Below are 4,943 nucleotides of genomic sequence, written 5' to 3'. Positions count from 1 at the left end.
CATGGGTTCTCGGCGAAATTATGTAGTTCGAATGAGGTTAGAATATCTATCCAGATATAAATTTATTATCCATTAAATAATCTATTTAGGAAAGTGAAGGTTTGTATGAGTTTAATCGTCCTTGCCTATATTATCTTTTAGCTAAATAAATTATTACTGTCATAGTTCCCATTGCGACAATATAAAGTTCCAAAGATCTTTTTGTAATTTACTATATTCAATAGTAATTTATAATTTTAATTATTGATTGAATTAAAATTGAAGAAAATTTCATGTCTAAAAAATCTAAATTAATATTGATACTTGTAACAGCTCTTTCTAGTATTGGATCTCAATTCTGGTTTGAGTAAACCTATAAATTTTGTAGGGTTCTGCTGTCCAGCTTTTCAGCCCGCATCCAAACCCTAATTATTTAAATCTTACCGAATTATTTTCGAGGAGCATTATAAGTTACAGATCGCTAGAGGCTTATTTTTGTTATTAGCTTCTGGTTCCTATTTCATTTTGAATTATTTAAATTATCCTTTAGAGAGGTTGGGAGCATAATATGGAATTAATTATTTCTTCTCAAGAATTCTTGATTAATTTGTAAAGAATATATCGGGATTAATTAGTCTAAGAAAGTTTATAAATATTTTTATTCAAAGTCATTTTTATGCTCCTTTTATAACTACGTGTGAGGAAATAAAAGAAGCATCAAACTTAATCTAGATTTTTTTTTGAGAATTATTCATCACTTTTTATACTTGAAACGATATCAAAAAGTTCATTATGAACATTTTTTGATGTAAATAAATAATATGTTTAGAAGCCTCTAATTTATGAGCTTCATAATAAAGGATCAATGGATAGTAAATTCTTTTTAAGAACTTTAGTTTGTTGCATTAACAGCAAGAACAATCACCCTCTGATTTCGAATGAACCGAAGTTAAAGCATCTGCAATATCTCTCAACATATCAGCGACATATTCTGGAGGACATCCAAATTTATTTACATAAGCAACGCTTTGTTTTGCGATCTCTGTATATGCTGGCAAGATCATGCCATCTAGTTGTTCTTTAGTCGGTTGCCAATTTTAAGCGCAATGATCTGACATTATTTTTTATGTAAATTAATGCTAACTTAGTCGTTAATAAGATAAATAACAATAAGATCATTAACTTTTAGATGTATAAATTAGTGAGCATAAATAAATTTTATTTAAAAATGATTTTCATGTTCGTAAATAGTTTTATGTTTGCCCTAGAGGGTATGATTTTATTGACTTTTGGCCATAATATCTTTATATTTATTGATAGTAATTAACTTAATATGTTTACTATGGCATTAAAAAATATTTATTTAAATAATTTATCTATTTCCAATGAAAGAGTATGTAATGGGTGTGGATGCACTTGTCCTTGTGAGTGTAAGGATTGCGCAGAATGTTCAACGTGCGGTAAAAATTAAACTTCTTAACTTTAAAACTCAAAATATTTTTTATAGTAATTAATAAATGGTTATTTAGAATTTCTGAATAAGATTTTTATAAGAAACAAGATTTGTAACTTGTTTCATTGATAGATGTAGTTAATGAAATAGAGCTTAGTAAAAATTAATTTCTAAAAGTTTAAGAGGGAATTATTATTATTTCTAAAAGAATTTAAATGCAAGATGAGATTGATTTAAAAGAAGTATGGGCAATGATAGTTAAGAAAATGAATGCAGAAGGTGAAGATGTCTGTCCTAATTCATCAAGTTTTTATAAAACACAAGATGGAATAGAGTGTTCTGTGCGAAGTAAAAACGGTACTTTAATAGGGATTTGTTATAGGGAAAGTGATAGAAGTGGGGGATATCGATGGATCATAGAAAAATCAAGTTAATATATTTTCTATCAATGATGAAAAAAAATATATATGAGATTTTTACTCTCAGAATTTCAAGTATTAAAATATGGAATAAAATTATTTTTAAATATATTTACTGCAAAGACAAATAAGGAAAATATGGTTAGTTGAACAATAAGCCAGGTTAACATTTTATAATTCGGATTTTTTGTGAAAAGCGAGATATTTTTTGTGATAAGAGAATTTAGGTGAAAACTTTCTTTATTTTTCATTTCATTGATTAAATCTTTTTCATTCAATTTATATTTATCTTTTAAATCTTTATCCATTGATAATGCACTTGTTGATGTTTTTGATTTGGTTATTTTCGATGTTTTCTTTTGCAGTTTCTTTATCAATAAGATGTTCCCATATGTCCAAAGTGAAAATCCTATAAATATGGGAAATAATAATTTGAAATTTATCAAAATTTAATTTTTTAAGCCTATACCTAGCCTTAGTGCTAATGTTCCCGCAAAAATTACAATAAGTAATCCTAAAGCAATAAAAATTATTTCTTGAGATGATTCCATTATTCATTCATTATTTAATAATTTTCCTTTTTCGTAATCAACAAAAAAGCAAGTTGCTGCTAAATTGTATTTGATCAGAAATCCAAATTAACTAATACGAAAAAATTTTAAGATAGGAATAAAATATGAACTTTAAAAAGATAAATTTTATAGTCATAAAGGTAATCAATGAATTTATTTCAATAGAAATTTCCTAAAGGAGAGCAAAGCTAAATTTTATTTATCCTTCCTCCATAACATCCACTTCCAATTTTAAAAAAACCAGAGGCAGCCTTTAATAAATCTGCGTTATTGGTGATTTTTGATAATTTTGAGGATAAACCTGAAAAAATAACCATGTTTACTTCATGTGATTTAATCTTTTTTTGATATGGGTGCCATATTTTTTTATCTTTAAGGAGTATCGCTTCACCATTCAATTTAGTTCCGCCGTTTTCAAAGCTCCAGCTTGTAGGCTTTTCTCTCTTTGGCCTATGAGTATAAAAACTACCTTTGAGATCATTCTTCGATAAGAAATATCCTTTTAATGAATTTGATCTCCGTTCATTTAAGATTATCGAAATACTTGGCACTTCTTCTGAAATTAAAATGCATTGTATGGGGTGACTTATTTCTACTAAAAGAAAATACAAAATTTTGAGAAAAATTTTATGATTTTCTTATTTTAAAACATTTGTTAAAAACAAAAAATTGTGGAAGGGGATTTGGAAGGAATTTTCTTAATTTTTCAAGGTTTGTCCAAAAACGTAATATAAATAGATAGTTAGCCAGAAATTTTTCTTAAGCATTATAAACACTGCTATTATTATAAATTAAAGAAAAAAGAAAGCGCGCTCTTTTTGAAAGTTCTGAATTTAGGAGTAAGTAGAAATCATTTTATTTAGTAATGCCAAAGTAGCCAAAATAATCCAAATCCATAAATAATACCTATCGAAACGATTGCTGGAATTACTAAACGTTTCATTTAACTAGAAATCGACCCATATCATTCATAAAAAACCAAATAGTTATTGAAAGATTTAATATTACTGTTAGTGAAATAGATATTATTAAAAACTTTTTCCCAACCCCTGATTGAGTTGCATCTTCACCAGCAACTGAAATTGATTCAAGTTTCATAAAAGAAAGGATTTAATCACCCTTTATTTTAGATCTACTGTCAATCTTCATAAGTTGCTATATTCAATATTGTATTTGTATTTCTTTAAGGACTTTCAATATATTTAGTCATATCGATCTGCCATTGTCTTATGGTATCTACATTAAATAAAACATTACTTCTAGGTTTACCTGTAACGTATATCCAATGCTTACCAGCTTTTAATACTTTTGTACTCTTTAGTTCCCAAAGAGATGATGATGAGATGCCTAAAAACTTAGATGCCTCTGAACTTTTTAAATATCTATCCATAAATAAATATCAGTGTTACTTTCCTCTTAACTTAAATCGACAATCAATCAACCTAACTGTATAGGTCGAGAGTATAAGGTGTAGTAAAGAAATAGCTATGGAGTGGTCGATGTTACGGACTTACCCAAAAAATAAAAAAATATGAAATAATTCTGTTTTACAATTTAGTTATGGCATTAATCCCTTTTAAATCAACAGAAAAACAAGGTAAAGCTAATGGTAAAAGTATTATTAGCCTTGCTTTAGTGATGTTTTCATTGGTAGCTTGGATGTGCTTATTTAGGTAAAAAATTATGGCTAAAAAAGAAGGAAAAGAATTAGCGACAGTAAAGGTTTATCTTAATACTGGGATCATCGCAGGATTAATTAGTGTGGGATTTATTGCCTCAACTTTAGTTTTTGGAGTACTACTTCTGGTTTTAAAATAATTTTTTAAAAAAGATTTAAATTCTTTTTCATTAGATTCTGAAACTTCATATGCACAAGTTGACTTAACATCAGATTTGAAAATTTCTAAAAATTTGTTTTCATCTTTTATTAAGTCATCAGGAATAGATGAGAAGAAATATTCATATTTCAAGGTTGATTCTTTATCAAGGCCTTTAAAAAGATTTCTTTTTAGAGAATCACAATATTTGTCAGCCAATTGATTATTGGCTATTTTTTCTTCTAAATACATTTCTCCAATTAAAGTCATACTACTTATTAGGTTAATTTTTATGGTTAAACCAATTAAAAAAAAAGAAAAAAAAACAAATTTCATTAATCATCTTTTGGATTTAAAAAAGGTCTTATTTCATTTTTCACTTTTTCAAGTGGCTTTTCAATAAAATCAGGTTTTTTTAAAACGGCAACTAAAACCCATCCTGCACTAATTGCAATAACCATTCCAAGGTAAGCAAAACCATAAATCATAAAAACTCTAATTAATTTACTTTTGATTATGGTTCTTTTTTGCCATCCTCTTTTGGTTCAATGTTTCCCTCTTCTGTAACTTTCTCCTCTTCCTTCCCCTCTTCTGTAACTTGCTCCTCTTCCTTCCCCTCTTCTGTAACTTGCTCCTCTTCCTTCCCCTCTTCTGTAACTTGCTCCTCTTCCTTCCCCTCTTCTGTAACTTGCTCCTCTTCCTT

General features: G+C 27.8%; 9 protein-coding genes. 1 reads left to right on the top strand and 8 read right to left on the bottom strand.

The window, feature by feature from the left end; translation table 11 throughout:
• Positions 1 to 884 precede the first annotated feature (884 nt).
• On the bottom strand, positions 885 to 1,043 hold the full coding sequence (locus EU92_RS10115) for a hypothetical protein (RefSeq protein ID WP_193741978.1): 159 nt from the start codon (positions 1,041 to 1,043) through the stop codon (positions 885 to 887).
• Between the two features lie 604 nt (positions 1,044 to 1,647).
• Between EU92_RS10115 and EU92_RS00005 the strand changes: the two genes are divergently transcribed.
• A complete protein-coding gene (locus tag EU92_RS00005) occupies positions 1,648 to 1,866 on the top strand; it encodes a hypothetical protein (RefSeq protein ID WP_032523631.1) in 219 nt (72 codons plus the stop codon).
• A 56-nt stretch (positions 1,867 to 1,922) separates the two neighbouring features.
• Here the strand turns inward: EU92_RS00005 and EU92_RS10220 are convergent, their stop codons facing one another.
• From EU92_RS10220 to EU92_RS10100, 7 genes are all read right to left on the bottom strand, one after another.
• Positions 1,923 to 2,297, bottom strand: a complete 375-nt coding sequence (locus tag EU92_RS10220) for a hypothetical protein (RefSeq protein ID WP_032523630.1) — start codon at positions 2,295 to 2,297, stop codon at positions 1,923 to 1,925.
• 314 nt (positions 2,298 to 2,611) lie between these two features.
• Positions 2,612 to 3,034, bottom strand: a complete 423-nt coding sequence (locus tag EU92_RS00015) for a hypothetical protein (RefSeq protein ID WP_241432597.1) — start codon at positions 3,032 to 3,034, stop codon at positions 2,612 to 2,614.
• A 328-nt stretch (positions 3,035 to 3,362) separates the two neighbouring features.
• Positions 3,363 to 3,521, bottom strand: coding sequence for a hypothetical protein (locus tag EU92_RS10110; protein WP_193741796.1), 159 nt, complete (start codon positions 3,519 to 3,521; stop codon positions 3,363 to 3,365).
• A gap of 85 nt (positions 3,522 to 3,606) precedes the next feature.
• On the bottom strand, positions 3,607 to 3,813 hold the full coding sequence (locus EU92_RS0109355; RefSeq protein ID WP_052045196.1) for a hypothetical protein: 207 nt from the start codon (positions 3,811 to 3,813) through the stop codon (positions 3,607 to 3,609).
• Positions 3,814 to 4,147: 334 nt separating this feature from the next.
• A complete protein-coding gene (locus tag EU92_RS00020) occupies positions 4,148 to 4,510 on the bottom strand; it encodes a hypothetical protein (protein ID WP_241432596.1) in 363 nt (120 codons plus the stop codon).
• Between the two features lie 65 nt (positions 4,511 to 4,575).
• Positions 4,576 to 4,728 (bottom strand): hypothetical protein, encoded by a 153-nt coding sequence (locus EU92_RS10105; RefSeq protein WP_193741797.1) that lies wholly within the window; start codon positions 4,726 to 4,728, stop codon positions 4,576 to 4,578.
• 26 nt (positions 4,729 to 4,754) lie between these two features.
• Positions 4,755 to 4,943: hypothetical protein (locus EU92_RS10100; protein ID WP_032523629.1), on the bottom strand; the 189-nt coding region annotated here is incomplete at its 5' end.

It is taken from the genome of Prochlorococcus marinus str. MIT 9107 (assembly GCF_000759855.1).
Classification (GTDB): domain Bacteria; phylum Cyanobacteriota; class Cyanobacteriia; order PCC-6307; family Cyanobiaceae; genus Prochlorococcus_A; species Prochlorococcus_A marinus_N.
This window is presented reverse-complemented; position numbering and strand designations above follow the sequence as displayed.

What these genes read in the sequence shown, in the direction of transcription:
- EU92_RS10115 (WP_193741978.1), bottom strand. Translation starts at nt 1,043, where the DNA reads ATGATCTTGCCAGCATATACAGAGATCGCAAAACAAAGCGTTGCTTAT.
- EU92_RS00005 (WP_032523631.1), top strand. Translation starts at nt 1,648, where the DNA reads ATGCAAGATGAGATTGATTTAAAAGAAGTATGGGCAATGATAGTTAAG.
- EU92_RS10110 (WP_193741796.1), bottom strand. Translation starts at nt 3,521, where the DNA reads ATGAAACTTGAATCAATTTCAGTTGCTGGTGAAGATGCAACTCAATCA.
- EU92_RS0109355 (WP_052045196.1), bottom strand. Translation starts at nt 3,813, where the DNA reads ATGGATAGATATTTAAAAAGTTCAGAGGCATCTAAGTTTTTAGGCATC.
- EU92_RS00020 (WP_241432596.1), bottom strand. Translation starts at nt 4,510, where the DNA reads ATGACTTTAATTGGAGAAATGTATTTAGAAGAAAAAATAGCCAATAAT.
- EU92_RS10105 (WP_193741797.1), bottom strand. Translation starts at nt 4,728, where the DNA reads ATGATTTATGGTTTTGCTTACCTTGGAATGGTTATTGCAATTAGTGCA.